This is a genomic window from Cellulomonas chitinilytica (genome assembly GCF_016862675.1).
GTDB classification, from domain to species: domain Bacteria; phylum Actinomycetota; class Actinomycetes; order Actinomycetales; family Cellulomonadaceae; genus Cellulomonas; species Cellulomonas chitinilytica.
Genome location: NZ_BONK01000001.1, coordinates 214,372 through 239,985, shown reverse-complemented (window position 1 = coordinate 239,985; position 25,614 = coordinate 214,372). Strand labels below are relative to the sequence as shown.

The following is a 25,614-nucleotide window of genomic DNA, read 5'->3' as shown; positions in this document are numbered from 1 at the left end:
TGACCCGGGCCGGCAGCGCCACCCAAAGCCAACCGACAAGGGGCAACTCACGTGGCACTGGACGTGCTGACGGACCTCACGAAGGTCCGCAACATCGGCATCATGGCGCACATCGATGCTGGCAAGACGACGACCACCGAGCGGATCCTGTTCTACACCGGGGTCAACTACAAGATCGGTGAGACGCACGACGGCGCGTCGACGATGGACTGGATGGAGCAGGAGCAGGAGCGCGGCATCACGATCACGTCCGCCGCGACGACCTGCTACTGGAAGAACAACCAGATCAACATCATCGACACCCCCGGTCACGTGGACTTCACGGTCGAGGTGGAGCGCTCGCTGCGCGTCCTCGACGGTGCCGTCGCCGTGTTCGACGGCAAGGAGGGCGTCGAGCCCCAGTCCGAGACGGTGTGGCGCCAGGCCGACAAGTACGACGTGCCGCGCATCTGCTTCGTCAACAAGATGGACAAGCTGGGCGCCGACTTCTACTTCACGGTGAAGACGATCGTGGACCGCCTCAAGGCGAAGCCGCTCGTCATCCAGCTCCCCATCGGCTCCGAGAACGACTTCATCGGTGTCGTGGACCTGGTCGAGATGCGTGCCCTCGTGTGGCGCGGCGAGACGGCCCTCGGCGAGAAGTACGAGATCGAGGACATCCCGGCCGACCTCGTCGAGAAGGCGGAGCAGTACCGCGCCGAGCTCCTCGAGGCCGTCGCCGAGACGGACGACGAGCTGCTCGAGAAGTTCCTCGGCGGCGAGGAGCTGACGGTCGCCGAGATCAAGGCGGGCATCCGCAAGCTCACGGTCTCCTCGTCGGCCTACCCGGTCCTGTGCGGCTCGGCGTTCAAGAACAAGGGCGTGCAGCCCATGCTCGACGCCGTCATCGACTACCTGCCGACGCCCCTGGACGTCCCGGCCGTCGAGGGCCACGACATGAAGGACCCGGAGCTCGTCGTCGAGCGTCACCCCGACGCCACGGAGCCGTTCTCCGCGCTGGCCTTCAAGGTCGCGGCGCACCCGTTCTTCGGCAAGCTGACCTACGTCCGGGTGTACTCCGGCAAGGTCTCGCAGGGCGCCCAGGTGCTCAACTCGACGAAGGGCAAGAAGGAGCGCATCGGGAAGCTCTTCCAGATGCACTCCAACAAGGAGAACCCCGTCGAGGACGCGACGGCCGGCCACATCTACGCGTTCATCGGCCTGAAGGACGTCACCACCGGTGACACCCTGACGGACCCGAGCGCGCCGGTCGTGCTCGAGTCGATGACGTTCCCCGAGCCGGTCATCGACGTCGCGATCGAGCCGAAGACGAAGGGTGACCAGGAGAAGCTCTCCACGGCCATCCAGAAGCTCGCCGAGGAGGACCCGACCTTCCGCGTCAAGCTCGACGAGGAGACCGGCCAGACCGTCATCGGCGGCATGGGCGAGCTCCACCTCGACATCCTCGTCGACCGCATGCGTCGCGAGTTCAAGGTCGAGGCCAACGTCGGCAAGCCGCAGGTCGCGTACCGCGAGACGATCCGTCGTTCGGTCGAGAAGATCGACTACACGCACAAGAAGCAGACCGGTGGCTCCGGCCAGTACGCCAAGGTCCAGATGACCTTCGAGCCGCTGGACCCCGCCGAGGGCGAGCTGTACGAGTTCGAGAACAAGGTCACCGGTGGCCGCATCCCGCGCGAGTACATCCCGTCGGTCGACGCCGGTATCCAGAGCGCGATGCAGCTCGGTGTCCTCGCGGGCTTCCCGCTCGTGGGCGTCAAGGCGATCCTGCTCGACGGCGCGTCGCACGACGTCGACTCCTCGGAGATGGCGTTCAAGATCGCCGGCTCGATGATCCTCAAGGAAGCGGTCCGCAAGGCCGACCCGGTCCTCCTGGAGCCGGTCATGGCCGTCGAGGTCCGCACCCCCGAGGACTACATGGGCGACGTCATCGGCGACATCAACTCGCGTCGCGGCATGATCCAGTCCATGGAGGACGCGACGGGCGTGAAGGTCATCCGCGCCCAGGTGCCGCTCTCCGAGATGTTCGGGTACGTGGGTGACCTGCGGTCGAAGACCCAGGGCCGCGCCGTGTACTCGATGCAGTTCGACAGCTACGCCGAGGTTCCTCGCAACGTGGCCGAAGAGATCATCAAGAAGACCCGGGGCGAGTAGTCCCACAGGTCGACACCTGTAGTTCCATCACACAAACCGACCCGTAGGACCGCACGCCTGGCAGGTACCGTCCGGTACCGGCAGACGGGCAATCTCTACCAAGTCCTGAGGAGGACACCCAGTGGGCAAGGCGAAGTTCGAGCGGACGAAGCCGCACGTCAACATCGGGACCATCGGTCACGTCGACCACGGCAAGACGACGCTGACCGCTGCCATCTCGAAGGTCCTGCACGACAAGTACCCGGACCTGAACCCCTTCACGCCGTTCGACGAGATCGACAAGGCGCCGGAGGAGAAGCAGCGCGGTATCACGATCAACATCGCGCACGTCGAGTACCAGACGGAGAAGCGTCACTACGCTCACGTCGACGCTCCGGGTCACGCGGACTACATCAAGAACATGATCACGGGTGCGGCGCAGATGGACGGCGCCATCCTCGTGGTCGCCGCGACGGACGGCCCGATGGCCCAGACGCGTGAGCACGTCCTGCTCGCCCGTCAGGTCGGCGTCCCGTACCTGCTCGTCGCGCTGAACAAGTCCGACGTCGTGGACGACGAGGAGATCCTCGAGCTCGTCGAGGTCGAGGTCCGCGAGCTGCTCTCGGCTCAGGGCTTCGCCGGCGACGACGTCCCGGTCGTGCGCGTCTCGGGCCTCAAGGCTCTCGAGGGCGACCCGGTCTGGGTCAAGTCCGTCGAGGACCTGCTGGACGCCGTCGACGAGAACGTGCCGGACCCGGTGCGCGACATCGACAAGCCGTTCCTCATGCCGATCGAGGACGTCTTCACGATCACCGGCCGTGGCACGGTCGTCACCGGCCGTGTCGAGCGTGGCCGCCTCAAGGTGAACGAGGAGGTGGAGATCGTCGGCATCAAGGAGAAGGCGATCAAGACCACGGTCACCGGCGTCGAGATGTTCCGCAAGCTGCTCGACTACGCCGAGGCCGGCGAGAACGTCGGTCTGCTCCTGCGTGGCACGAAGCGCGAGGAGGTCGAGCGCGGCCAGGTCGTCGTCAAGCCCGGCTCGATCACGCCGCACACCGAGTTCGAGGGCCAGGTCTACATCCTGGCCAAGGACGAGGGTGGCCGTCACAACCCGTTCTACGGGAACTACCGCCCGCAGTTCTACTTCCGTACCACCGACGTCACCGGCGTCATCACGCTGCCCGAGGGCACCGAGATGGTCATGCCCGGCGACAACACGGAGATCCACGTCAACCTCATCCAGCCCATCGCGATGGAGGAGGGCCTCGGCTTCGCCATCCGCGAGGGTGGCCGCACCGTCGGCTCGGGCCGGGTCGTGAAGATCCTCAAGTGATCACCGCCCCTCGGGGCTGATCCTTCGCGCAGGGCCCGGGAGCTTCGGCTCCCGGGCCCTGCGTCGTCCCCGGCGCGTGTGCGGCCCGACGTGCCGGCGACGTGTGGGCGAACGCACAGCCTGGCCGGATTGGAGTATCTCGGTCAGGTCTGGCACACTGTTCAGGTTGCCCTTTCCGGGGTGGTGCGCTCGCGCGCGCTGTGCACGGAAGGGCGGGAAACGTGTGGAGAGCCGCCGGACCTCGGGGAGCACCCGATGGTGGTCGGTTCGACAACAACCAACGGCCCTCGTACCGCCACGGTACGCAGCAGGGTGGTGTGCCGCTCTACGCGACACGCCCGAGTGCGGGGGTCGGATGGACCGGTTCGAGAGAGAGAAGTAGACGACGCCATGGCGGGACAGAAGATCCGCATCAGGCTCAAGTCCTACGACCACGAAGTCATCGACAGCTCGGCGCGCAAGATCGTCGACACGGTGACTCGCGCTGGTGCGTCGGTCGTGGGTCCGGTGCCGCTGCCGACGGAGAAGAACGTCTTCTGCGTCATCCGGTCGCCCCACAAGTACAAGGACAGCCGCGAGCACTTCGAGATGCGTACGCACAAGCGGCTCATCGACATCATCGATCCCACGCCGAAGGCCGTCGACTCGCTCATGCGTCTCGACCTGCCTGCGGACGTGAACATCGAGATCAAGCTCTGACGCTGGGAAGGAACTGATCTTCATGGTTACCCAGCAGAACGCGCGCCCCGTCACGGCGCTGCTCGGCACGAAGCTCGGCATGACGCAGGTCTGGGACGACAACGGTCGTCTCGTGCCCGTCACCGTGGTCGCCGTCGGCACGAACGTCGTGACGCAGGTCCGCTCCGCTGAGACCGACGGTTACGCCGCTGTGCAGCTCGCCTACGGCGAGATCAAGCCGACCAAGGTCACCAAGCCGCTCAAGGGCCACTTCGAGAAGGCCGGCGTCACGCCGCGCCGGCACGTGGCCGAGATCCGTACGTCCGACGCCTCCGAGTTCACGCTCGGCCAGGAGATCACCGCGGCCGCCTTCGAGGCCGGCGCGGTCGTCGACGTCATCGGTACGACCAAGGGCAAGGGCACCGCCGGTGTGATGAAGCGTCACGGCTTCCACGGCGTCGGCGCCTCCCACGGTGCGCACCGCAACCACCGCAAGCCCGGCTCGATCGGTGGGGCCTCCACCCCGTCGCGAGTCTTCAAGGGCCTCAAGATGGCCGGTCGGATGGGTGTCGCCCGTCAGACCACCCAGAACCTGACCGTGCACGCGGTCGACGCCGAGCGGGGTCTCATCCTCGTCAAGGGTGCCGTTCCCGGCCCCAAGGGCGGCGTCGTCGTCGTGCGTTCCGCTGCGAAGGGTGCGTGACCGCATGAGCGACACGCTGACCGTCGACGTCCTCGACGCCTCGGGCAAGAAGGCCGGCCAGGCCGAGCTGCCCGCGGACGTCTTCGACGTGCAGACCAACGTTCCGCTGATCCACCAGGTCGTCGTCGCGCAGCTTGCTGCGGCGCGCCAGGGCACCCACGACACGAAGTCGCGTGGCGAGGTCCGCGGTGGCGGCAAGAAGCCGTACAAGCAGAAGGGCACCGGCCGCGCCCGTCAGGGTTCGACGCGTGCTCCGCAGTTCGCCGGTGGTGGCGTCGTCCACGGCCCCACGCCGCGTGACTACTCCCAGCGCACCCCGAAGAAGATGAAGGCCGCGGCGCTCCGCGGTGCTCTCTCGGACCGCGCCCGTGCCGGCCGCGTGCACGTCGTCTCGGGCTTCGCCCCGGGCACCGCGCCGTCGACCAAGTCCGCTCTCGCGGTGCTGGACAACCTGTCCGGCCGCAAGAACGTCCTGGTCGTCGTCGAGCGCTCGGACGAGATCACGTGGAAGTCGCTGCGGAACGTCGAGCGGGTGCACCTGCTGGTCTCCGACCAGCTCAACACCTATGACGTCCTGATCTCGGACGATGTCGTGTTCACGCAGGGCGCGCTCGACGCGTTCCTCGCGGGTCCGCCGAAGGGCGCCTCCGCCGTGGCCACGTCCTCCGAGGCAGAGCTGGAGGACACCAAGTGAGCGACATCGGCAAGAACCCGCGCGACATCCTCGTCGCGCCCGTCGTCTCCGAGAAGAGCTACGGCCTGCTCGACGAGGGGAAGTACACCTTCCTCGTCGACCCGCGCGCCAACAAGACCGAGATCAAGATCGCCGTCGAGCAGGTGTTCGGCGTCAAGGTCGAGTCGGTCAACACGGCGAACCGCAAGGGCAAGGCTCGTCGGACCCGTTTCGGCATCGGCCGCCGCAAGGACACGAAGCGTGCGATCGTCACCCTCCGCGAGGGAACGATCGACATCTTCGGCGGTCCGGTCGGCTGAGCGAAGGACTGAGAACTCATGGGTATTCGTAAGTACAAGCCGACAACGCCGGGCCGTCGTGGCTCGAGCGTGGCCGACTTCGTCGAGATCACGCGCTCCACGCCGGAGAAGTCGCTGGTCCGTCCGCTGCACAAGACGGGTGGCCGCAACTCCACCGGTCGCGTGACGACCCGTCACCAGGGTGGCGGTCACAAGCGTGCGTACCGCGTCATCGACTTCCGTCGCCACGACAAGGACGGCGTGCCCGCCAAGGTCGCTCACATCGAGTACGACCCCAACCGCACGGCGCGCATCGCGCTCCTGCACTACGCGGACGGCGAGAAGCGCTACATCATCGCGCCGAACAAGCTGGCGCAGGGTGACGTCATCGAGAACGGCCCCGGCGCCGACATCAAGCCCGGCAACAACCTGCCGCTGCGGAACATCCCGACCGGTACGGTCATCCACGCCATCGAGCTGCGGCCCGGCGGCGGTGCGAAGATCGCCCGCTCGGCTGGTTCGTCGGTGCAGCTCGTCGCCAAGGACGGCCCGTACGCGCAGCTCCGGCTGCCGTCCGGCGAGATCCGCAACGTCGACCTGCGCTGCCGCGCGACGGTCGGCGAGGTCGGCAACGCCGAGCAGTCGAACATCAACTGGGGCAAGGCCGGCCGCATGCGCTGGAAGGGCAAGCGCCCGACCGTCCGTGGTGTCGCCATGAACCCGATCGACCACCCGCACGGTGGTGGTGAGGGCAAGACGTCCGGCGGTCGTCACCCGGTCAGCCCGTGGGGTCAGCCCGAGGGTCGCACCCGTCGTCCGAACAAGCCGAGCGACAAGCTCATCGTGCGCCGTCGGCGCACCGGCAAGAAGCGCTGATAGGAGCCTGAGATGCCACGCAGCCTGAAGAAGGGCCCGTTCGTCGACGGTCACCTGCAGAAGAAGGTCGACGTCCAGAACACGGCCGGCACGAAGAACGTCATCAAGACGTGGTCGCGCCGTTCCGTCATCACCCCGGACTTCCTCGGCCACACCTTCGCCGTGCACGACGGGCGCAAGCACACCCCGGTGTTCGTGACGGAGTCGATGGTCGGGCACAAGCTCGGCGAGTTCGCTCCGACCCGGACGTTCCGCGGCCACGAGAAGGACGACCGGAAGGGTCGTCGCCGCTGACCCCCGGGTCAGCCAGGCGACGCCCTCACCGGCAGAGACAAGAAGGCAGGACAGCAATGGAAGCCAAGGCGAAGGCGCGGTTCGTCCGCGTCACGCCCCAGAAGGCCCGGCGCGTCGTGGACCTCATCCGTGGCAAGCAGGCCGGCGAGGCCGTGGCGGTGCTGAAGTTCGCGCCGCAGGCGGCCGCGGAGCCCGTCCTCAAGACGGTGCAGTCGGCGATCGCGAACGCGGTCGAAGGGGCCAAGCGCAACAGCCAGCGTCTGGACGAGCAGGACCTCTACATCTCCGAGGTCTTCGTCGACGAGGGCCCGACGCTCAAGCGGTTCCGGCCGCGGGCGCAGGGTCGGGCGAGCCAGATCCTCAAGCGCACGAGCCACATCACCGTGGTCGTCGCTGAGCGTGAGACGAAGGGAAGGGCCCGATAGTGGGACAGAAGGTCAACCCGCTCGGGTACCGCCTGGGCATCACGACGGACCACCGCTCGCGCTGGTTCGCGGACTCGACGAAGCCGGGTCAGCGCTACCGCGACTACGTCCGCGAGGACGTGCAGATCCGCAAGCTCATGAGCACGGGTCTCGAGCGCGCGGGCATCGCGAAGGTCGAGATCGAGCGCACGCGTGACCGCGTCCGCGTCGACATCCACACCGCCCGCCCGGGCATCGTCATCGGGCGTCGTGGCGCGGAGGCCGACCGCATCCGCGGCGAGCTCGAGAAGCTCACGGGCAAGCAGGTCCAGCTGAACATCCTCGAGGTCAAGAACGCCGAGATCGAGGCTCAGCTGGTCGCCCAGGGCATCGCCGAGCAGCTCGCGAGCCGCGTCTCGTTCCGCCGTGCCATGCGCAAGGGCATCCAGTCGGCTCAGCGCGCCGGTGCCAAGGGCATCCGCGTGCAGGTCTCCGGCCGCCTCGGTGGCGCGGAGATGAGCCGCACGGAGTTCTACCGCGAGGGTCGTGTGCCGCTGCACACGCTCCGCGCGAACATCGACTACGGCTTCTTCGAGGCCCGCACGACCTTCGGGCGCATCGGCGTCAAGGTGTGGGTCTACAAGGGCGACATGACCGAGAAGGAGTTCGCCCGCGACCAGGCGACCCAGGCCCCGCGCCCGGCTCGTGGTCCGCGTGGCGAGGGCGGTCGTGGCGAGCGTGGCGACCGTGGCCCCCGTTCGGGTGCCCCGCGTCGTGAGCGTTCGGACGCCCCCGTCGAGGCCACCGAGGCTCCGGCCGCCGAGGCCGCTGCCCCTGAGACCGGAACGGAGGCCTGAGCCGTGCTGATCCCGCGCAGGCTGAAGCACCGCAAGCAGCACCACCCGGGGCGCTCCGGCGCCGCGACCGGTGGTACGTCGATCTCGTTCGGTGAGTACGGCATCCAGGCTCTCGAGCCCGCCTACGTCACGAACCGGCAGATCGAGGCTGCTCGTATCGCCATGACCCGCCACATCAAGCGTGGTGGGAAGGTCTGGATCAACATCTACCCGGACCGTCCCCTCACCAAGAAGCCCGCCGAGACCCGCATGGGTTCCGGCAAGGGCTCGCCCGAGTGGTGGATCGCCAACGTCAAGCCCGGCCGAGTGATGTTCGAGCTCGCCGGCGTCCCGGAGCCGCTGGCTCGCGAGGCCATGCGCCGCGCGCAGCACAAGCTCCCGATGAAGACCCGTTTCGTGGTTCGCGAGGGTGGTAACTGATGGCTATCGGAACCAAGGACCTGGCTCCCACCGAGCTGGACACCTTCGACGACGAGAAGCTGGTCGCCGAGCTGAAGAAGTCCAAGGAGGAGCTGTTCAACCTCCGCTTCCAGTCGGCCACCGGTCAGCTCGAGAGCCACGGGCGTCTCAAGGCCGTGCGCCGCGACATCGCGCGGATCTACACGATCCTGCGTGAGCGCGAGCTCGGCATCCGTACCGCCCCGAGCGCGAGCGAGTGAGTCTGATGAGCGACGAGAAGAACGAGAAGACGACTGCGGTGGCCGAGGCTCGGCCGTACCGCAAGACCCGCCGCGGCTACGTCGTGAGCGACAAGATGGACAAGACCGTCGTGGTCGAGGTCGAGGACCGGGTCAAGCACCCGCTCTACGGCAAGGTCATCCGGCGGACGAGCAAGGTCAAGGCGCACGACGAGCAGGGCTCGGCGGGCATCGGTGACCTGGTCCTGATCATGGAGACCCGGCCGCTGTCGGCCACCAAGCGGTGGCGTCTGGTCGAGGTCCTCGAGAAGGCCAAGTAAACCCAGCATCACCCCAGTTGCCCACGGGCGGCGGGTGCCGACGCAAGACGACACCCGCCGCGACGTGTGCATCACGGCAACTACGTGCGGCCAGGCTCGCCCCAGCTCGGGGTGAGAACCCGCCGGACGACAGGAGTAGGTCATGATCCAGCAGGAGTCGCGACTGCGTGTCGCTGACAACACGGGTGCCAAGGAGATCCTCTGCATCCGTGTGCTCGGCGGCTCCGGCCGCCGGTACGCCGGCATCGGCGACATCATCGTCGCCACCGTCAAGGACGCCATCCCCGGCGGGAACGTCAAGAAGGGCGACGTCGTCAAGGCCGTCGTCGTGCGCACCCGCAAGGAGCGCCGCCGTCCGGACGGTTCTTACATCAAGTTCGACGAGAACGCCGCCGTGATCCTCAAGAACGACGGGGAGCCCCGTGGCACGCGCATCTTCGGCCCCGTGGGCCGCGAGCTGCGCGACAAGAAGTTCATGAAGATCATCTCGCTGGCGCCGGAGGTGCTCTGACCATGGCGAAGATCAAGAAGGGCGACCTCGTCCTCGTCATCTCGGGCCGCGACAAGGGCCGTCAGGGCCGTGTCCTCGAGGTGCTCACCGAGACGCAGCGTGTCGTCGTCGAGGGCGTGCAGCGCGTGCAGAAGCACGTGAAGGCCGGCCAGACGGCCCGCGGCACCCGCACCGGCGGCATCGAGACCGTCGAGGCCCCCATCCACATCAGCAACGTGATGCTCGTGGACCCGGAGACCAAGAAGGGCACCCGGGTCGGCTACCGCACCGAGCAGGTCGAGCGCGACGGCCGTACCCGCACCGTCCGGGTCCGCGTCGCCAAGCGCTCCGGTAAGGACATCTGATGACCGAGATCACCGCTCCGGCGCAGCCCCGGCTCAAGACTCGTTACAACGACGAGATCAAGCCGGCCCTCTTCGAGCAGTTCAGCCACGCGAACATCAACCAGACCGCGCGTCTGGTGAAGATCGTCGTGAACATGGGCGTCGGCGAGGCCGCCAAGGACTCCAAGCTCATCGACGGCGCGATCCGCGACCTGACCCAGATCACGGGCCAGAAGCCGCAGGTCACCAAGGCCCGCAAGTCCATCGCGCAGTTCAAGCTGCGCGAGGGCATGCCGATCGGCGCCCACGTGACGCTGCGCGGCGACCGTGCCTGGGAGTTCCTGGACCGCCTGCTGTCGACCGCGCTGCCGCGCATCCGCGACTTCCGCGGCCTGTCGCCCAAGCAGTTCGACGGCCACGGCAACTACACCTTCGGCCTCACGGAGCAGTCGATGTTCCACGAGATCGACCAGGACAAGATCGATCGCGTCCGCGGCATGGACATCACGATCGTGACGACGGCCGACACCGACGACGAGGGTCGCGCTTTCCTCAAGCTCCTCGGCTTCCCGTTCAAGGAGAACTGACATGGCGAAGACCGCCCTCAAGAACAAGGCCGCCGCGAAGCCGAAGTTCGCGGTGCGTGGCTACACGCGCTGCCAGCGTTGCGGCCGGCCCCACTCGGTGTACCGCAAGTTCGGCCTGTGCCGGATCTGCGTGCGGGAGATGGCCCACCGTGGCGAGCTCCCCGGCGTCACCAAGAGCAGCTGGTAATTCTGAAACCTGTACCAACGATCGTCGGTAGGTCTGCGCCGCCCGCCATCACGGATGGCGGCGCAGATACCCCGGCGAGAGAGGGCTGAAGCCCCATGACCATGACTGACCCCATCGCAGACCTGCTCACGCGGCTGCGTAACGCGAACTCGGCGCACCACGACTCGGTGTCGATCCCGTTCTCGAAGCTGAAGTCCCACATCGCGGAGATCCTCCAGGCGGAGGGCTACATCGCGGGCTGGAAGGTCGAGGACGCCGTCGTCGGCAAGAACCTCGTCATCGAGCTCAAGTACGGCCCCAACCGTGAGCGTGCGCTCGCCGGTGTGAAGCGCGTGTCCAAGCCGGGCCTGCGCGTGTACGCGAAGTCGACCAACCTGCCCAAGGTGCTCGGTGGCCTCGGCGTGGCGATCCTGTCCACGTCCTCGGGTCTCCTGACCGACAAGCAGGCCGCCAAGAAGGGCGTGGGTGGGGAAGTCCTCGCCTACGTCTGGTAAGTCCGAGACGGAAAGGAGCAAGCCATGTCTCGAATCGGCAGAATCCCCGTCCCGGTCCCGGCCGGCGTGGACGTCAGCATCGACGGTGCCCTCGTGTCGGTGAAGGGCCCCAAGGGGACCCTCACGCACACGGTCGCCGCCCCCATCGAGGTCGCGCGCGACGAGGCCGGTGCCCTGGTGGTCACCCGCCCGAACGACGAGCGCCTCTCGCGCTCGCTGCACGGCCTCACCCGCACGCTCCTGGCGAACCTCGTCACGGGTGTGACGGAGGGCTACACCAAGAAGCTCGAGATCGTCGGCACCGGTTACCGCGTGACGGCCAAGGGCACGGACCTCGAGTTCGCCCTCGGCTTCAGCCACCCGGTCGTCGTGACGCCGCCCGAGGGCATCACGTTCGTCGTGGAGGCCCCGACCCGCTTCTCGGTGCAGGGCATCGACAAGCAGCAGGTCGGCGAGGTCGCCGCGAACATCCGCAAGATCCGCAAGCCCGAGCCGTACAAGGGCAAGGGTGTGCGTTACGCGGGCGAGAACGTGCGCCGCAAGGTCGGAAAGGCTGGGAAGTAAGCCATGGCGATCAAGATCATCGGCAAGGGCAAGCGCATTGCCCGTCAGCGTCGTCACCTGCGTCTTCGCAAGAAGGTCGCGGGCTCGGCCGCTCGTCCCCGCCTCGTCGTGACCCGGTCCGCCCGGCACATCACGGCGCAGGTCGTCGACGACGGCATCGGCCAGACGCTCGCGTCCGCGTCGACGCTCGAGGCGGACCTGCGTGCCGCGAACGGCGACAAGACGGCCAAGGCCCGCAAGGTCGGCGAGCTCGTCGCCGAGCGCGCCAAGGCTGCCGGCGTCTCCGCCGTCGTGTTCGACCGCGGCGGCAACAAGTACCACGGCCGGGTGGCAGCTGTCGCCGACGGGGCCCGCGAGGGCGGACTCTCCCTGTGACGACCACGACCATCCCCGCATCGAAGAAGAGGACTCACTGATGGCTGCTCCTCAGCGCAGCAACACCGGGGCGCCCGCGGGCGGCACCGGCGGCGGCGACCGCCGCGACGGCGGTCGTGGCCGTGACGGCGGCGGCCGCGGTCGCGACGCCGCAGAGAAGAGCGCGTTCCTCGAGCGCGTCGTCACGATCAACCGCGTGGCCAAGGTCGTCAAGGGCGGCCGGCGCTTCAGCTTCACCGCGCTCGTCGTGGTGGGCGACGGCGACGGCACCGTCGGTGTCGGCTACGGGAAGGCCAAGGAGGTGCCCGCGGCGATCGCCAAGGGTGTCGAGGAGGCCAAGAAGAACTTCTTCAAGGTCCCGCGCATCCAGGGCACCATCCCGCACCCCATCCAGGGTGAGGCCGCTGCCGGTGTCGTCTTCCTGCGTCCGGCGTCGCCGGGTACCGGTGTGATCGCCGGTGGTCCGGTGCGCGCCGTGCTCGAGTGCGCCGGCATCCACGACGTGCTGAGCAAGTCGCTCGGTTCGTCGAACGCGATCAACATCGTCCACGCGACGGTCGCGGCCCTCCGCGGTCTCGAGCGTCCGGAGGCCGTGGCCGCGCGCCGTGGGCTCCCGGTCGAGCACGTGGTCCCGGCTGCGCTCCTGCGGGCGCAGGCCGCCGGCCTGGCTGCCGCTGCGGGCGCGAAGGCAGGTGCCTGATGGCTCGTCTCAAGGTGACGCAGAAGCGTTCCGGCATCGGTGGCAAGCAGAACCAGCGCGACACGCTGCGCACGCTGGGCCTGAAGCGGATCGGCGACGTCGTCGTCAAGGAGGACCGTCCTGAGATCCGCGGCATGGTCAAGACCGTGCAGCACCTGGTCGCGGTCGAGGAGGTCGAGTGACCATGGCTGACGACAAGAAGGCCGACGCGACGGCCGAGGAGGTGACGGCCCCCAAGGCCGCCGCCAAGAAGGCTCCCGCGAAGAAGGCGCCTGCCAAGGCTGAGGCCACGGAGGCCGCCCCGAAGACGACCAAGGCCAAGGCCGCGGCGTCCGAGAAGGTGGAGCCGAAGGCCGACGCGAAGGCGGAGAAGGCCGAGACGAAGGCCGCCCCGGCGAAGGCCAAGGCGGCTCCCGCGAAGAAGGCTGCCCCGGCGAAGTCCGAGGCCGCCGTCAAGGCGGCCGAGGCCGCTGCCGAGCCCGGCGCCGGTGGCACCCTCAAGGTGCACCACCTGCGTCCGGCCCCCGGCGCCAAGACCGCCAAGACCCGCGTGGGTCGTGGTGAGGCGTCGAAGGGCAAGACGGCCGGTCGTGGCACCAAGGGCACCAAGGCCCGCTACCAGGTGCCGGACCGCTTCGAGGGCGGGCAGATGCCGCTGCACATGCGGCTGCCCAAGCTCCGCGGCTTCAAGAACCCGTTCCGCGTCGAGTACCAGGTCGTCAACCTGGACAAGCTCTCGGCGCTGTACCCGGACGGTGGCGACGTGACGGTCGCCGACCTGGTCGCGAAGGGTGCGGTCCGCAAGGGCCAGCCCGTCAAGGTGCTCGGCACCGGCGACCTCACGGTCAAGGTCTCGGTCGCGGTCGACGCCTACTCGGCGTCCGCGAAGGAGAAGATCGTGGCTGCCGGCGGAAGCGTCGCGCAGGACTGATTCACGGACGGGGCCGGTGGGGCCGACAGGACTCCCACCGGCCCCGTTCCGCATGCTGGGGGGCATCGGTTAGGGTGCCCCGTTGCCTGCAATGATTCGCGGGCGTTCACGGCCGGAACGGACCGGTCGTACGAGATGCCGCACAGGCGGCCCAGGAGGACCAGGTGCTCAGCGCATTCGTCAGGGCGTTCAGGACGCCCGACCTGCGGCGCAAGCTGCTCTTCACGATCGGCATCATGGTCGTGTTCCGCATCGGTTCGTTCCTGCCGACGCCGGGTGTGTCGTACCCCAACGTGCAGACGTGCATCGCCGACGCGGAGAACAACTCGCTGCTCGGTCTCGTGAACCTGTTCAGCGGCGGGGCGCTGCTCCAGCTGTCCGTCTTCGCGCTCGGGATCATGCCGTACATCACCGCGAGCATCATCATCCAGCTGCTCCGTGTGGTGATCCCCAAGTTCGAGGAGCTGCACCGTGAGGGGCAGTCCGGCACCGCGCGGCTCACGCAGTACACGCGGTACCTGACCATCGGCCTCGCGATCCTGCAGTCGACGACGATCATCACGGTCGCGCGCAGCGGTCAGCTCTTCTCCGGCTGCCCCGTCGACGTCATCCCGAACGACGACTGGGTCACCCTCCTCATCATGGTCATCACCATGACCGCGGGCACGGGCCTGATCATGTGGCTCGGCGAGCTGATCACGGAGCGCGGCGTCGGCAACGGCATGTCGCTGCTCATCTTCACGTCGATCGCCGCGAGCTTCCCGACGTCGCTGTGGTCGATCGCCGGTGGCAACAACGGTGCGACGAAGTTCATCGTGGTCCTCGCGGTCATCGTGCTGGTGATCGGCGCCGTCGTGTTCGTCGAGCAGTCGCAGCGACGCATCCCGGTCCAGTACGCCAAGCGCATGGTCGGCCGGCGCATGTACGGCGGCTCGAGCACGTACATCCCGATCAAGATCAACATGGCCGGCGTGATCCCGATCATCTTCGCGTCGTCGCTGCTCGCGATCCCGGGCCTCGTCGCCCAGTTCGGTGACCAGACGGCGGGCTGGGTCCAGTGGATCAGCCTGCACCTGGCGAAGCAGAGCGCGCCGCTGCACCTCGCGCTGTACGTCGTGCTGATCATCTTCTTCTGCTACTTCTACACGGCCATCACGTTCAACCCGGACGAGGTCGCCGACAACATGAAGAAGTACGGCGGCTTCATCCCGGGCATCCGGGCCGGTCGCCCGACGGCCGAGTACCTCGACTACGTCATCACGCGCATCACCGCGCCGGGGTCCATCTACCTGGCGATCGTGGCGCTGATCCCCACGCTAGTGTTCATCGGGCTCAACGTCGGCTCCAACATCCCGTTCGGTGGCTCGTCGATCCTCATCGTGGTGGGCGTCGGCCTCGAGACCGTCAAGCAGATCGAGTCGCAGCTGCAGCAGCGGCACTACGAAGGGTTCCTCCGATGAGCGCACGTCTGGTCCTGCTCGGTCCTCCGGGAGCCGGCAAGGGAACGCAGGCGGCGCGGCTGGCCGAGGAGCTCGGCGTCCCGGCGATCTCGACGGGCGACATCTTCCGCGCCAACATCAAGGGCGGCACGGAGCTCGGTCGCACCGCGCAGGAGTACTCGTCGCGTGGTGCGCTCGTCCCCGACTCGGTGACGAACGCGATGGTCCGGGACCGCCTGGCGCAGGACGACGTGGCGCAGGGCTTCCTGCTCGACGGCTACCCGCGCAACGCGGCCCAGGTCGAGGAGCTCGACGCGATCCTCGCCGACCTGGGGCTTCCGCTGGACCTGGCCGTGGAGATCACGGCCGACCCGGAGGTCGTCGTCGAGCGGCTGCTCAAGCGGGCGCAGATCGAGGGCCGTGAGGACGACACGGAGGACGTGGTCCGTCACCGCCTCGACGTGTACGCGGAGCAGACGGCGCCGATCTCGCAGGTCTACGCCGATCGCGGCCTGCTCGCGCAGGTGGACGGCATCGGCGACGTCGACGACGTGACGCGCCGGCTGCTGGCAGCCATCGGCTCGCTCGCTCGCTGAGCGTGCCCATCGGGTGACCGCGATGTTCGGCCGGGAACGCATCGAGTACAAGACCCCTGACCAGGTCGCCGTCATGCGGCGGGCCGGTCTCGTCGTGGCGGACGCGCTCGCCGCGGTGCGTGAGCACGTCGTCGCCGGCGCGACGACCGCCGATCTTGACGCGGTCGCCGCGCGCCTGATCTCGGAGCGCGGGGCGACGCCTTCCTTCCTTGGCTACCACGGGTACCCCGCGACGCTGTGCGTCTCCGTCAACGACGAGGTCGTGCACGGCATCCCGGGTCCGCGTGTCCTGGACGAGGGCGACGTCGTGTCGGTCGACTGCGGCGCGATCGTCGACGGGTGGCACGGTGACTCCGCGATCACCGTGGTCGTCGGCGACGGTGATCCCGAGGATATCGCGCTCGCTGCCACCACGGAGCGCGCGATGTGGGCGGGCATCGCGGCGCTCGCCCGCGGTGACCGGCTCGGTGCGGTGGGGGAGGCCGTCGAGGACGTCGTCGACGCGGCTGCGGAGGCAGGCCTCAACGGTGGCAGCCGTTACGGCGTCGTGCAGGAGTACGTCGGCCACGGCATCGGGACGGCCATGCACCAGCCGCCCGACGTGCTGAACTACCGGGCCCGTGACCGCGGCCCCCGGGTCCGCCCGGGGCTGTGCGTGGCGGTCGAGCCGATGATCGTGCGTGGGTCGCGCATGACCGAGGTGCTGGACGACGACTGGACCGTCGTCACGGAGGACGGCTCCCGCGCGTCCCACTGGGAGCACACGGTCGCCGTCCTCGACGGCGGCATCTGGGTCCTGACGGCTCGGGACGGCGGCGCGGGGCCGCTCGCCGAGCTCGGCGTCGAGGTCGCGCCGCTCGCCTGAGCCGCGCTCCCGCGGCCTGCCGGACAGATGTCCGGTTCGTCCGGTCCGCCGTTCAGGTGAACATCCGTCCAGATTCGAGATGAATCGCGTTCATCTGCGCAAACGCCCCTTGTCCGTCGCATATGTCCGATAGTGTGCCGCCGACCCCAGAGGTGAGTGGCGTGTCGCCGCGTGCCCGAGGGAGCCCGCAGGCGCGCCCCCGTCGCGTCTGCCACGTATCGACGATGGGTGGCCCATGCAGCGCAGCGTTCGTCCCGTGTCCTCGTCCCGAGCAGCTCGGTCTGCTCGCACGTTCACCACTCTGGCGGTCGCCACGGTCGTGGCTGCCCTGGCGATCACGGCCAGCGCCGCTGCAGCCGAGGCCCATGGTGGCTCGGACCGTGGCGGTTCGAACCACGGCACCTGGCAGAAGCCCGCTCCCGCCACGTCGAAGGCCTCGACCACGCCGAAGACCTCGGCCACCCCGACGCCCTCGATCGAGCCGGGCACGGCGACGGGTGCGTACGTCTACCGCAAGCGGGACGCCTCCAAGAAGGCGTCGTGGGAGAACTCCACGCAGCAGTACCTCGTCGCCGCGTGGCCGGGGCGGTACTACCGTCCGCTCACGCTCGCGGAGGTCCGTGCCGCGGTCCCGGTGACCGTGTGCGGGCCGGGTTGGGCCGTCCAGGAGGACCAGGCGATCGGTGACGTGTCGCTCTTCACGGGTTCGAAGGCGCCGTCCTACCCGGTCGCGACGATCGGGTGGCCGCCGATCACGGCCGCCGAGCACACCGACCTCGAGAAGTCCTTCGAGGTGCCGGCCTGCGGCGCGACGACTCCGGCCCCGACGCCGTCGGTCACCCCGACCCCGACCCCGACCCCGACGGTGACGCCGAGCGCGACGCCGACGGTGACGCCGACCTCCGAGGTCCAGCCCACCCAGACCCCGACGACCAGCGCGACGCCGACCCCGAAGCCGACGCCGACGCCGTCCGCCACCAGCGAGGTCGCGGCCGCCCCCAGCCCGACGCCGACCCCGACGCGCACGCCGACGCCGACGCCGACGATCGTGTCGGAGGTCCTGGCTGCGAGCGGCACGGGGACGCTGGCGACCACCGGGTCGTCCCTGACGGTCCCGCTGACCGTGGCTGTCGTGCTGCTGCTGGGCGGCGCCGGTCTCGTGGTGCTGCGACGCCGTGGCCGTGCCCAGGGTGCGGGCTCGGACGCCTGACGCCTGGTCTGACCTGAGCGGGCCCCGGTGCGCGTGCCGCACCGGGGCCCGCTCGTGCGTGCTGCCGGGTGGCGTCCGGGAGCGGTCCTGGTGAGACCAGGGCCACCGTCCCGCCGGTTTCGTCCTGCAGGGGCGATGCCGTAAGATCGTCCGTTGGGTGTGTGCGCCCGTTCACCTCCAGTCCTTGTCGGACTGGTCCGGTCGCACCCGCTCTCCACGAGAGCTGAACCTGGGCCCGCACGACGCGGGGCGCAGGGGCTGGTCGACGTGGGTTGATCAATGAGACCGACAGTTAGCGGAGGACATGGCGAAGAAGGACGGTGTCATCGAGATCGAGGGCAGCGTCGTGGAGGCTCTGCCGAACGCGATGTTCCGCGTGGAGCTCACCAACGGCCACAAGGTGCTCGCCCATATCTCGGGCAAGATGCGTCAGCACTACATCCGGATCCTTCCCGAGGACCGGGTGGTCGTGGAGCTGAGCCCGTACGACCTGTCCCGCGGCCGGATCGTCTACCGCTACAAGTAATCACCACTCGAACACGCCGTCACGCCGCCGGTCCCCGGAGGCTCATGCGGCGGCGGAGGAACACGCGATGAAGGTCAAGCCCAGCGTCAAGAAGATCTGCGACAAGTGCAAGGTGATCCGCCGGCACGGTCGCGTCCAGGTGATCTGCGAGAACCTGCGTCACAAGCAGCGCCAGGGCTGATGCCCTGACGCGGGACGCATCTCCCGCAGCAGCACCACTGACAGCCGCCCGCGGCTGTCGCAGCACGACGGTCCCGACGTCGGGACCGGCAAGCGCACCGCCACTCCGGTCGGTGCCGGGCGAGAGCCCGGTCCACCGGCGAACCCCCGGTCGGAGGCCGGGGCCCGCAGCACGCGGGAAGGTGGTGCGGCAGACCTCCGACGCAGTACAGGAGCCACCAGGCACATGGCACGTCTTATCGGCGTAGACCTCCCCCGCGAGAAGCGGCTCGAGATCGCGCTCACCTACATCTACGGGGTCGGCCGCACGCGCTCGCTGCAGACCCTCGCCGCCACCGGGATCAGTGGCGACATCCGCGTGAAGGACCTCGGCGACGCCGAGCTCGTCGCGCTCCGTGACTACCTCGAGGCGAACTACAAGCTCGAGGGTGACCTTCGCCGTGAGGTCGCTGCGGACATCCGCCGCAAGGTCGAGATCGGCTGCTACGAGGGCCTGCGTCACCGCCGTGGCCTTCCCGTGCGTGGTCAGCGCACGAAGACCAACGCGCGTACCCGCAAGGGCCCGAAGCGCACCGTGGCCGGCAAGAAGAAGGCCGGGCGCAAGTAGCCCGTCGCCCCGGGACGACGACGCGCCTCGCGCGGTCGGCCCCGGGATGCCGGTCCAGCGACCTGTAGATCACGAGAGAAGAAGCAGATGCCTCCCAAGACCCGTTCCGCCGTGCGCAAGCCGCGCCGCAAGGAGAAGAAGAACGTCTCCCACGGCCAGGCGCACATCAAGAGCACGTTCAACAACACCATCGTCTCCATCACGGACCCGTCCGGCGCCGTGATCGCCTGGGCGTCGTCCGGCCAGGTGGGCTTCAAGGGCTCGCGCAAGTCGACCCCGTTCGCCGCGCAGCTCGCCGCCGAGGCCGCCGCGCGTCGTGCGCAGGAGCACGGCATGCGCAAGGTCGACGTCTTCGTGAAGGGCCCGGGCTCGGGCCGCGAGACGGCGATCCGCTCGCTGCAGGCCACCGGCCTCGAGGTCGGCTCGATCCAGGACGTGACGCCGCAGGCCCACAACGGCTGCCGTCCGCCCAAGCGTCGCCGCGTCTGACCTTCGGTTGGGCCGGTGCGTCGCCCCAGGGCGCGCACCGGCCCGCTCGTCCGACTCCGCTGGCCATGCGGACCGAGGCATGCCAGCTCGTAGTACCTGCGGAGCGTCATATGGCGGACGCCCGCTGAGAGGAATCACACCGTGCTGATCGCACAGCGCCCCACCCTGACCGAAGAGGTCATCTCGGAGAACCGCTCGCGGTTCTCCATCGAGCCGCTGGAGCCGGGCTTCGGCTACACGCTCGGCAACTCGCTCCGCCGGACGCTGCTGTCCTCCATCCCCGGTGCCGCCGTCACGTCCATCCGGATCGACGGTGTGCTGCACGAGTTCTCCACCGTGCCGGGCGTCAAGGAGGACGTCACCGAGATCATCCTCAACATCAAGCAGCTGGTCGTCTCCTCGGAGAACGACGAGCCCGTCGTGATGTACCTGCGCAAGCAGGGTGCGGGTGTGGTCACCGCCGCCGACATCGTGCCGCCGGCCGGTGTCGAGGTGCACAACGCCGACCTTCACCTGGCGACGCTCAACGACAAGGGCAAGCTCGAGATCGAGCTGACCGTCGAGCGTGGCCGTGGCTACGTGTCGGCGAACCAGAACAAGTCGTTCGACGCCGAGATCGGCCGGATCCCGGTCGACTCGATCTACTCGCCGGTCCTCAAGGTGACCTACAAGGTCGAGGCGACGCGTGTCGAGCAGCGCACGGACTTCGACAAGCTGGTCGTCGACGTCGAGACGAAGGCCGCGATCAGCCCGCGGGACGCGCTCGCGTCGGCCGGCAAGACGCTCGTCGAGCTGTTCGGTCTGGCTCGTGAGCTCAACGTCGAGGCCGAGGGCATCGAGATCGGCCCGTCGCCGACGGACGCGGCCCTGGCCGCGGACCTGGCGCTGCCGATCGAGGACCTGCAGCTGACGATCCGCTCCTACAACTGCCTCAAGCGTGAGGGCATCCACTCGGTGGGCGAGCTCGTCGCGCGCAGCGAGGCCGACCTCCTGGACATCCGCAACTTCGGTGCGAAGTCCATCACGGAGGTCAAGGAGAAGCTCGCCGAGCTCGGCCTGACCCTCAAGGACAGCCCGCTCGACTTCGACCCGACCGCCAGCGCCTACTACGGCGACGACGAGGGCGACTTCGTCGAGGACGAGCAGTACTGACCGACGCCGGGGAACGCGCACCCGGGCACTGACCCCGGGGCGCGTCGCCCATCACTGGAACTCAAGGAGTAAAGACCATGCCTACGCCCACCAAGGGTCCCCGGCTCGGTGGCGGACCGGCGCACGAGCGGCTGATCCTCGCGAACCTGGCGACGTCGCTGTTCGAGCACAAGCGGATCACGACGACCGAGGCCAAGGCCAAGCGCCTTCGCCCGCTCGCCGAGCGGCTCATCACGTTCGCCAAGCGCGGTGACCTGCACGCCCGCCGTCGCGTCCTGACCGTCGTCAAGGACAAGGGTGTCGTGCACGAGCTGTTCACCGAGATCGCGCCGGCCGTGGCCGACCGTCAGGGTGGCTACACGCGCATCACCAAGATCGGTCCGCGCAAGGGCGACAACGCGCCCATGGCCGTGATCGAGCTCGTCCTCGAGCCGCTGTCGCCGAAGCAGGCCGTCGTCAAGGAGGCCACGAAGGCCGCCGCGAAGGCTGCCCCGAAGGCGAAGGCCGAGCCCGAGGCTCCCGCCGCTGTCGAGGAGGAGGCCGCCGAGGCCGCCGTCGAGGAGACGCCGGCCGACGCCGTCGCCGACGAGGCGACGACCGACGAGGCTGCCGCCGAGGGCGACGCCGAGAAGGCCTGACGCACCACTGCCTGACCGAGAGGCCCGGACCCCGCTGGGGGTCCGGGCCTCTCGTCGTCGGGGCATCGGTGCGTCGGCCCTGTCCTGCTCGTAGGGTCGGAGCATGTGGCCCCCGGTGGTCCTGGTGCACGGCCTGCGCGCGTCGCGCACGATGTGGCGTGCCCAGGTCGAGTCCGTCGAGCGGGCGGGTGGCGTCGCGGTCGCGGTGGACCTGCCGGGGCACGGGCGGCGGCTCGAGGAGAGGTTCACGCTCGAGGAGTCGGTGGCGACGGTGTCCCGTGCGGTGGACGGGCTGGGCGGCCGGGCGCTCGTCGTCGGGTTGTCGCTCGGTGGGTACGTGGGCATCGCGCACGCTGCTCGGCGGCCGGACCAGGTCGTCGGCCTCGTCGCGGCGGGCTGCTCCACGCAGCCGCGCCGGCTGGTGCTGTCCGGGTGGGACCTGGCCGGCCGGGTGATCGCGCGGCTGCCCGACGCGGGTGCGGGCCTCAACCGGTTCATGGTCGCGCGTACCGTCCCGCCGGCCGCGGTCCGGGACCTGGAGGAGGGCGGGTACGCGCTGGGGGTGACGGGGGACGTGATGCGGGAGATGGCGCAGGCGGCGCCCGTGGCGGACCTGGCCCGGATCGAGGCGCCGGTGTGGCTGGTGAACGGCCGGTTCGACCACTTCCGTGGTGAGGAGCGGGTGTTCCTGCGCGCGACGAGGAACGGCCGGCTCGTCGTCGTGCCGCACGCGACGCACCTGGTGAACCTCGTGCAGCCGACGCGGTTCAGCCGGGTGCTGCTGGAGGTCCTGGACGAGCTGGGAGCAGCCGGCGGTGCGACCGCTCCGGAGCCGGACGTCGCGACGGCGTAGCGGGCGCTCGTCAGGCGGTGGGCGGTCGCAGGCCCAGGTTCCAGGCGCGCACGCCGCCGACGATCCCGGCCTGGTTCGGCACGACGACGACGTCGTCGCCCAGCCTGTCGAGCACCTGCGGGGTGACCTGCCGTGCGTTCCCGCCACCGAGGTAGAGCCGGTCCCAGAGGAACACCGGCCGCAGCCCCTCGACGACCCGCCGGACCCGGCGCGACCACAGCCCGTCGCCGAGCCGGGCCCGCTCGACCTGACCGATGTACAGGTCGTAGGGCATGCCCCAGCGCACGGGGGCGTGGGAGAGCTCGAGGTGCGGCGCGAGAGCCCCGCCGTCGAACAGCGCGGACCCCAGGCCGGTGCCGAGGGTGAGGACGAGCTCGACGCCCGTGCCGGAGACGACCCCGGCGCCGTGCACCTCGGCGTCGTTCAGCACGAGCGTCGGCAGGCCGAGCCGGGCCTGGACCGCGGCCCGCACGTCGCACCCGGACCACGCCTCGACGAACTCGGGGTCGACGGCGGTGCGGGGACCGGACCGTGTCACGTAGTGCGGCGTGGAGACGACGACACCGTGCCGGATCATGCCGGGCATCCCGACCGTCACCCGGTCGGCTCGGGGCAGGCCGTCCGCGATCTGCGCGATGGTCTCGACGAGCCGGTCCGGCGGCAGCGGGTACGGGGTGGGGACCCGGACTGCGGGGGCGTGCAGCGTGCCGGCCGCGTCGAGCACGGACGCCTTGATGCCGCCGCCGCCGCAGTCGACGGCCAGCGTGAACGGGTCGGCTGCGGTGCTCGGCACGAGCCCACGGTAGGCCCCTGGTCGGGCGGGCGCCGGGATGGGCGGGCCTGCTCGGGTCCGTGGTCGGGGACGGCGGCGGGTCGCGACTACCGTGGTGGCCCGTGAGCACGACGAGCGCCGCGCCTGCGGACCCCGCTACGCACGACCTCGGCGAGGGCGTCGTCCGGCTGCGGCTGGACCTCGCCTACGACGGCACGGGGTTCGCCGGCTGGGCACGTCAGCCCGCGCTGCGGACGGTGCAGGGCGTGCTCGAGGACGCGCTCGCGACGGTGCTCCGCGCCGGTCCGCTGGGCCGTCCGGCGCCGCGGGTCACGGTGGCCGGCCGGACCGACGCCGGGGTGCACGCGCGCGGCCAGGTCGCTCACGTCGACGTCGAGACCGCGCTGCTCGACGCGGCCCGGGGCCGGTCGGACCGGCCGCCGACCGAGGCGCTGCTGTCCCGGCTCGCCGGCGTGCTGCCCCCGGACCTCGTCGTGCACCGCGTGGTCGGCGCGCCGGTCGGCTTCGACGCGAGGTTCTCGGCCCTGCGTCGCCGCTACGCGTACCGGATCTGCGACGACTCCGAGCACCGCGACCCGCTGACGCGCGCGCACGTGCTGTGGCACCGGCGCCCGCTGGACGCCGCCGCGATGGACGCCGCCGCCGGCGCGCTGCTGGGGCGCCACGACTTCGCCGCGTACTGCAAGCCCCGTGAGGGGGCGACGACGATCCGCACGCTCGAGGTGTTCCGGTGGCACCGCCCTGCCGACGGCCCGGACGCGGGGCTCGTGGTCGCGGACGTGCAGGCGGACGCGTTCTGCCACTCGATGGTCCGCGCGCTCGTCGGCGCGAGCGTGGCGGTCGGCGAGGGCCGGCGGCCCGTCGGCTGGCCCGCCGAGCTGCTCGTCGGGCGCCGGCGCGACGGGGGTGCGGCCGTGGTCGCCGCGCACGGGCTCACGCTGGAGGCCGTGGGGTACCCGTCGGACGACGAGCTCGCGGGGCGGGCGGTGCAGACGCGCGCACGCCGGCAGGCCGACGACGTCGACACCCCGACCGGCTGCTGCGGCTAGCGGCACCGGCGGCCCCGGCCAGGTGCCGGTGCGGCGTCAGCGCGAGGTCAGGACGCAGAACTCGTTGCCCTCCGGGTCCGCGAGGACCAGCCACGGCGCGTCGCCCTGGCCGACGTCGGCGTCGGTCGCGCCCAGGTCACGCAGCCGGGCCGCCTCCGCTGCCTGGTCGTCACCGGCGTACGGCCGCAGGTCGAGGTGGACGCGGTGCCGTGGGGTCTGTGCGGCGGGCGTCCGGACGAGCTCGAGGTACGGGCCGACACCCGCGGACGAGCGCAGCCGCGCGTGGTCGTCGGTCACCTCGTGCACGGTCCAGTCGGTGGCCTCGCCCCAGAACCGGGCCATGGCGCGTGGGTCGGCGCAGTCGACCACGACCGCGGCGACCGGCCCGGTGTCCCGGTAGAGCTCCCGCGGCTCGAGCACGCAGAACAGGTTTCCCTCGGGGTCGGCGAGCACCGTCCAGGGCACGTCGCCCTGGCCGATGTCGGCGGGTGTCGCACCGAGCTCCTGCAGCCGTGCGACGAGCTCCGCCTGATGGGCGGCCGAGGTGGTCGCGAGATCGAGGTGCGCCCGGTACCGCACGGCCTCGCGGTCCGGGACGGCGACGACGTCGATGAAGACGGCGACGGGGTCCGGGTAGACGACGTCCGGCGGTTCGACGTTCGTCACTCCGGGGCCCTCGCTGGACACGCCCCAGCCGAGCGCGTCCGCCCAGAACCGCCCGACGGTCTCGTCGTCGTGGGCCTTGATGTTCACCTGGACCAGTCGCAGCGCCATGGAGCCCGACCTTAGGGGCCGGGCGTCACGGGCGCGACGTCACTCCTCGTCGTCGTCGTCGCGGTACCGCCGGTCGTCGACGTACTCCTCCTCGATGAAGTGCACGGCGGCCTCCTCGGCGGAGGCGGCGCCGCCCGAGACACCGGCGTCGATCGCGAACTCGTCGTTGCCGCCCGCGCTGACGGCGTCGCCGTCCGAGACGAGCCGCCCGGCGCGCAGCGGCTCCCGGTCGCCGCTGACGTGCGGCGACACCTCCCACACCTCGGGCTCCTCCTGGCCGATGCGCTGGTCGATCGTCTCGCGGTGCGACTCCTCCCACGCGGTCTCGCCGTAGTGGTTGGAGCGCGCACGTTCGGGTGGGGAGTAGCCCTCGTCGAGCAGGTCGTCGACGCCGCGGTCGACGAGGGTGTCCTCGCGCGGCAGCTGGTCGGTGTCGCCCTCGCTGCCGAGCTCGGGGTCAGGGCTGGTCGCGGAGGTGTCGCTCATGCTCTCGACCTTCGCACCGCCGTCGCGCGTCCGCCAGGGGGGCGAATGAGGTTCGTCGTCCTGTCGGCAGCAGG

The 25,614-nt window shown here is 69.7% G+C and carries 38 protein-coding genes; 35 read left to right on the top strand and 3 right to left on the bottom strand.

Annotation, left to right across the window (positions count from 1 at the left end; translation table 11 throughout):
• The first annotated feature begins 51 nt into the window (after positions 1–51).
• The 34 genes from fusA (at position 52) to Cch01nite_RS01005 (ending at position 22,438) form a co-directional block, all read left to right on the top strand.
• A complete protein-coding gene (gene fusA, locus Cch01nite_RS01170) occupies positions 52–2,154 on the top strand; it encodes an elongation factor G (protein ID WP_203747500.1) in 2,103 nt (700 codons plus the stop codon).
• A 121-nt stretch (positions 2,155–2,275) separates the two neighbouring features.
• Entirely contained in the window at positions 2,276–3,469 is a 1,194-nt protein-coding gene (gene tuf, locus Cch01nite_RS01165; RefSeq protein ID WP_203747497.1) for an elongation factor Tu, read from the top strand.
• Positions 3,470–3,859: 390 nt separating this feature from the next.
• Positions 3,860–4,168, top strand: a complete 309-nt coding sequence (gene rpsJ / locus Cch01nite_RS01160) for a 30S ribosomal protein S10 (RefSeq protein WP_013117879.1) — start codon at positions 3,860–3,862, stop codon at positions 4,166–4,168.
• 22 nt (positions 4,169–4,190) lie between these two features.
• Complete coding sequence (gene rplC, locus Cch01nite_RS01155; protein ID WP_203747495.1) at positions 4,191–4,850, top strand: 50S ribosomal protein L3; 660 nt, start codon at positions 4,191–4,193, stop codon at positions 4,848–4,850.
• Positions 4,851–4,854: 4 nt separating this feature from the next.
• The gene (gene rplD, locus Cch01nite_RS01150; protein ID WP_203747492.1) at positions 4,855–5,544 is read left to right on the top strand and encodes a 50S ribosomal protein L4; all 690 of its coding nucleotides are present in this window, start codon (positions 4,855–4,857) and stop codon (positions 5,542–5,544) included.
• Entirely contained in the window at positions 5,541–5,843 is a 303-nt protein-coding gene (gene rplW / locus Cch01nite_RS01145; RefSeq protein ID WP_203747490.1) for a 50S ribosomal protein L23, read from the top strand. Before rplD ends, rplW begins: the two co-directional genes overlap by 4 nt.
• An 18-nt stretch (positions 5,844–5,861) precedes the next feature.
• The gene (gene rplB, locus Cch01nite_RS01140) at positions 5,862–6,698 is read left to right on the top strand and encodes a 50S ribosomal protein L2 (protein WP_203747488.1); all 837 of its coding nucleotides are present in this window, start codon (positions 5,862–5,864) and stop codon (positions 6,696–6,698) included.
• A 12-nt stretch (positions 6,699–6,710) separates the two neighbouring features.
• Positions 6,711–6,992, top strand: coding sequence for a 30S ribosomal protein S19 (rpsS, locus tag Cch01nite_RS01135; protein WP_028045064.1), 282 nt, complete (start codon positions 6,711–6,713; stop codon positions 6,990–6,992).
• Positions 6,993–7,048: 56 nt separating this feature from the next.
• Positions 7,049–7,417 (top strand): 50S ribosomal protein L22, encoded by a 369-nt coding sequence (gene rplV / locus Cch01nite_RS01130; RefSeq protein ID WP_203747486.1) that lies wholly within the window; start codon positions 7,049–7,051, stop codon positions 7,415–7,417.
• Positions 7,417–8,253, top strand: a complete 837-nt coding sequence (gene rpsC / locus Cch01nite_RS01125) for a 30S ribosomal protein S3 (protein ID WP_203747484.1) — start codon at positions 7,417–7,419, stop codon at positions 8,251–8,253. Before rplV ends, rpsC begins: the two co-directional genes overlap by 1 nt.
• Before the next feature lie 3 nt (positions 8,254–8,256).
• Positions 8,257–8,673 carry a 50S ribosomal protein L16 gene (gene rplP, locus Cch01nite_RS01120; protein WP_013770172.1) on the top strand — a complete coding sequence of 139 codons (417 nt, stop codon included), beginning with the start codon at positions 8,257–8,259 and terminating at the stop codon, positions 8,671–8,673.
• Entirely contained in the window at positions 8,673–8,912 is a 240-nt protein-coding gene (gene rpmC, locus Cch01nite_RS01115; RefSeq protein WP_239069710.1) for a 50S ribosomal protein L29, read from the top strand. Before rplP ends, rpmC begins: the two co-directional genes overlap by 1 nt.
• A gap of 5 nt (positions 8,913–8,917) precedes the next feature.
• Positions 8,918–9,211: a 30S ribosomal protein S17 gene (gene rpsQ / locus Cch01nite_RS01110; protein WP_203747482.1), complete on the top strand. Its 294-nt coding sequence runs from the start codon at positions 8,918–8,920 to the stop codon at positions 9,209–9,211.
• A 142-nt stretch (positions 9,212–9,353) separates the two neighbouring features.
• A complete protein-coding gene (gene rplN / locus Cch01nite_RS01105; RefSeq protein ID WP_203747480.1) occupies positions 9,354–9,722 on the top strand; it encodes a 50S ribosomal protein L14 in 369 nt (122 codons plus the stop codon).
• Between the two features lie 2 nt (positions 9,723–9,724).
• Positions 9,725–10,066, top strand: a complete 342-nt coding sequence (gene rplX / locus Cch01nite_RS01100) for a 50S ribosomal protein L24 (protein WP_203747477.1) — start codon at positions 9,725–9,727, stop codon at positions 10,064–10,066.
• Positions 10,066–10,632: a 50S ribosomal protein L5 gene (gene rplE / locus Cch01nite_RS01095; RefSeq protein ID WP_203747474.1), complete on the top strand. Its 567-nt coding sequence runs from the start codon at positions 10,066–10,068 to the stop codon at positions 10,630–10,632. Before rplX ends, rplE begins: the two co-directional genes overlap by 1 nt.
• A 1-nt stretch (position 10,633) precedes the next feature.
• Entirely contained in the window at positions 10,634–10,819 is a 186-nt protein-coding gene (locus Cch01nite_RS01090; RefSeq protein WP_028045055.1) for a type Z 30S ribosomal protein S14, read from the top strand.
• A 95-nt stretch (positions 10,820–10,914) separates the two neighbouring features.
• The gene (gene rpsH / locus Cch01nite_RS01085; RefSeq protein ID WP_203747471.1) at positions 10,915–11,313 is read left to right on the top strand and encodes a 30S ribosomal protein S8; all 399 of its coding nucleotides are present in this window, start codon (positions 10,915–10,917) and stop codon (positions 11,311–11,313) included.
• 24 nt (positions 11,314–11,337) lie between these two features.
• Positions 11,338–11,877, top strand: a complete 540-nt coding sequence (rplF, locus tag Cch01nite_RS01080; RefSeq protein ID WP_203747468.1) for a 50S ribosomal protein L6 — start codon at positions 11,338–11,340, stop codon at positions 11,875–11,877.
• 3 nt (positions 11,878–11,880) lie between these two features.
• On the top strand, positions 11,881–12,252 hold the full coding sequence (rplR, locus tag Cch01nite_RS01075; RefSeq protein WP_203747465.1) for a 50S ribosomal protein L18: 372 nt from the start codon (positions 11,881–11,883) through the stop codon (positions 12,250–12,252).
• Between the two features lie 40 nt (positions 12,253–12,292).
• Entirely contained in the window at positions 12,293–12,952 is a 660-nt protein-coding gene (gene rpsE, locus Cch01nite_RS01070; protein ID WP_203747462.1) for a 30S ribosomal protein S5, read from the top strand.
• The gene (gene rpmD, locus Cch01nite_RS01065; RefSeq protein ID WP_048342543.1) at positions 12,952–13,134 is read left to right on the top strand and encodes a 50S ribosomal protein L30; all 183 of its coding nucleotides are present in this window, start codon (positions 12,952–12,954) and stop codon (positions 13,132–13,134) included. Before rpsE ends, rpmD begins: the two co-directional genes overlap by 1 nt.
• A 2-nt stretch (positions 13,135–13,136) precedes the next feature.
• Positions 13,137–13,883, top strand: coding sequence for a 50S ribosomal protein L15 (gene rplO, locus Cch01nite_RS01060; protein ID WP_203747459.1), 747 nt, complete (start codon positions 13,137–13,139; stop codon positions 13,881–13,883).
• A gap of 164 nt (positions 13,884–14,047) precedes the next feature.
• Positions 14,048–15,343 (top strand): preprotein translocase subunit SecY, encoded by a 1,296-nt coding sequence (gene secY / locus Cch01nite_RS01055; RefSeq protein ID WP_203747457.1) that lies wholly within the window; start codon positions 14,048–14,050, stop codon positions 15,341–15,343.
• Positions 15,340–15,918, top strand: a complete 579-nt coding sequence (locus tag Cch01nite_RS01050) for an adenylate kinase (RefSeq protein WP_203747454.1) — start codon at positions 15,340–15,342, stop codon at positions 15,916–15,918. Before secY ends, Cch01nite_RS01050 begins: the two co-directional genes overlap by 4 nt.
• 22 nt (positions 15,919–15,940) lie before the next feature.
• Positions 15,941–16,783, top strand: coding sequence for a type I methionyl aminopeptidase (gene map / locus Cch01nite_RS01045; RefSeq protein WP_203748096.1), 843 nt, complete (start codon positions 15,941–15,943; stop codon positions 16,781–16,783).
• A gap of 319 nt (positions 16,784–17,102) precedes the next feature.
• Positions 17,103–17,993, top strand: coding sequence for an LPXTG cell wall anchor domain-containing protein (locus Cch01nite_RS22880; protein ID WP_275407147.1), 891 nt, complete (start codon positions 17,103–17,105; stop codon positions 17,991–17,993).
• Positions 17,994–18,297: 304 nt separating this feature from the next.
• Positions 18,298–18,519, top strand: coding sequence for a translation initiation factor IF-1 (gene infA, locus Cch01nite_RS01035; RefSeq protein ID WP_013770189.1), 222 nt, complete (start codon positions 18,298–18,300; stop codon positions 18,517–18,519).
• A 67-nt stretch (positions 18,520–18,586) separates the two neighbouring features.
• The gene (gene rpmJ, locus Cch01nite_RS01030) at positions 18,587–18,700 is read left to right on the top strand and encodes a 50S ribosomal protein L36 (RefSeq protein ID WP_013117849.1); all 114 of its coding nucleotides are present in this window, start codon (positions 18,587–18,589) and stop codon (positions 18,698–18,700) included.
• Between the two features lie 225 nt (positions 18,701–18,925).
• Entirely contained in the window at positions 18,926–19,306 is a 381-nt protein-coding gene (gene rpsM / locus Cch01nite_RS01025) for a 30S ribosomal protein S13 (RefSeq protein ID WP_203747450.1), read from the top strand.
• 87 nt (positions 19,307–19,393) lie between these two features.
• The gene (gene rpsK, locus Cch01nite_RS01020; RefSeq protein WP_203747447.1) at positions 19,394–19,795 is read left to right on the top strand and encodes a 30S ribosomal protein S11; all 402 of its coding nucleotides are present in this window, start codon (positions 19,394–19,396) and stop codon (positions 19,793–19,795) included.
• A gap of 141 nt (positions 19,796–19,936) precedes the next feature.
• Positions 19,937–20,947 (top strand): DNA-directed RNA polymerase subunit alpha, encoded by a 1,011-nt coding sequence (locus tag Cch01nite_RS01015; protein WP_203747444.1) that lies wholly within the window; start codon positions 19,937–19,939, stop codon positions 20,945–20,947.
• 77 nt (positions 20,948–21,024) lie between these two features.
• Entirely contained in the window at positions 21,025–21,585 is a 561-nt protein-coding gene (gene rplQ / locus Cch01nite_RS01010; RefSeq protein ID WP_203747441.1) for a 50S ribosomal protein L17, read from the top strand.
• A 103-nt stretch (positions 21,586–21,688) separates the two neighbouring features.
• The gene (locus Cch01nite_RS01005) at positions 21,689–22,438 is read left to right on the top strand and encodes an alpha/beta fold hydrolase (protein WP_203747439.1); all 750 of its coding nucleotides are present in this window, start codon (positions 21,689–21,691) and stop codon (positions 22,436–22,438) included.
• 10 nt (positions 22,439–22,448) lie between these two features.
• Here Cch01nite_RS01005 and Cch01nite_RS01000 read toward each other — a convergent pair whose 3' ends face one another.
• Positions 22,449–23,231, bottom strand: coding sequence for an ROK family protein (locus Cch01nite_RS01000; RefSeq protein WP_203747437.1), 783 nt, complete (start codon positions 23,229–23,231; stop codon positions 22,449–22,451).
• Between the two features lie 101 nt (positions 23,232–23,332).
• On the opposite strand from Cch01nite_RS01000, the gene truA reads away from it, so the two are divergent.
• Positions 23,333–24,280 carry a tRNA pseudouridine(38-40) synthase TruA gene (truA, locus tag Cch01nite_RS00995; protein ID WP_203747435.1) on the top strand — a complete coding sequence of 316 codons (948 nt, stop codon included), beginning with the start codon at positions 23,333–23,335 and terminating at the stop codon, positions 24,278–24,280.
• Between the two features lie 36 nt (positions 24,281–24,316).
• Here truA and Cch01nite_RS00990 read toward each other — a convergent pair whose 3' ends face one another.
• Together Cch01nite_RS00990 and Cch01nite_RS00985 are read right to left on the bottom strand one after the other, a co-directional pair.
• Positions 24,317–25,054 (bottom strand): VOC family protein, encoded by a 738-nt coding sequence (locus Cch01nite_RS00990; protein ID WP_203747433.1) that lies wholly within the window; start codon positions 25,052–25,054, stop codon positions 24,317–24,319.
• Positions 25,055–25,093: 39 nt separating this feature from the next.
• The gene (locus Cch01nite_RS00985; RefSeq protein WP_203747431.1) at positions 25,094–25,540 is read right to left on the bottom strand and encodes a DUF5709 domain-containing protein; all 447 of its coding nucleotides are present in this window, start codon (positions 25,538–25,540) and stop codon (positions 25,094–25,096) included.
• Between the last annotated feature and the right edge of the window lie 74 nt (positions 25,541–25,614).